This window comes from Fictibacillus fluitans (assembly GCF_030418125.1).
Classification (GTDB): Bacteria; Bacillota; Bacilli; order Bacillales; family Fictibacillaceae; genus Fictibacillus_C; species Fictibacillus_C fluitans.
Genome location: NZ_JAUHTR010000036.1, coordinates 1 through 1,021, shown reverse-complemented (window position 1 = coordinate 1,021; position 1,021 = coordinate 1). Strand labels below are relative to the sequence as shown.

The following is a 1,021-nucleotide window of genomic DNA, read 5'->3' as shown; positions in this document are numbered from 1 at the left end:
TCTGGCAGCCTTTTTTTAAAATACTATAAAAAGTCCACAAAAAAATCGTCCTCTTTAGTAAAATGAAAGTTACCACACCAACAATTTTACGAAAAGAAAGGACGATTTTTTATGCGCAATCTTACGATTACTACTGAAAATTATACCACGCAAACGAGCCTTCCTCTAGGGGGAATCCAAGAAAGTTCTTCTACTAAACAAAAATCAGCTCCCACTTTCAAACCGTATGATAACCAACAAGTTCAAATGATCTTCGATCTGCAGGAATGGATTCCAGACCACCATGTCGCACGTGTGATTGATGAAATGGTGGAGGCCGTTCCTGATGACCGGCTATTTTCTTATTACTCCGGCGGCGGACGGAGCTCCTATCATCCGAAAATGATGATCAAAGTCCTCCTCTACGGGTATTCACAGAAGGTCTATTCGTGTCGTGGAATTGAAAAGCTGCTTCAGGAAAACCTTCCGGCCATGTGGCTCGCAGCTATGCAGAAACCCGATTTCCGAACGTTGAACGACTTTCGCGGCCAACGGATGAAAGTCTTGATGGATGAACTGTTTGAAACCATGATCTGGAAACTCATCGAGGACGAGTATATTACAATGGATCACTACTTTTTGGATGGTACAAAAATCGAAGCCGATGCCAATAAGTATTCTTTCGTGTGGAAAAAATCCACCATGAAACATGAAGCGAAGTTGAAAGAGAACATTCAAGAAACGCTGCACCACATCAACCGCCTCACTGAATTCGAAGCATTGCCCGAAGGGGAAGAAACCAGCGATGAGCTCTCCCTTCCGTTAGAAGAAGCCGCCACGATTCTCGATGAAGAAATCACGTCCCTGACAAGTGCGATCGAGAAGGAAACGGATACCGAGAAACGCAAAGAGATGCGTAAGAAGCGCAGGATCTACAAAAAACCCTTGAAGCGTATTCGACAAGACTTCTTGCCTCGTTTAGCTAAATATAAGGAACAGAACGAATTATTCGAGGATCGGAACAGTTACTCCAAAACGGATA

1 protein-coding gene is annotated in these 1,021 nt (G+C 43.5%); it reads left to right on the top strand.

Features of this window, described 5'->3' with window-relative positions; all coding sequences use genetic code 11:
- Positions 1 to 111: 111 nt before the first annotated feature.
- The coding region (locus tag QYB97_RS25055) for a transposase (protein WP_301168716.1) at positions 112 to 1,021 on the top strand (910 nt) is incomplete at its 3' end.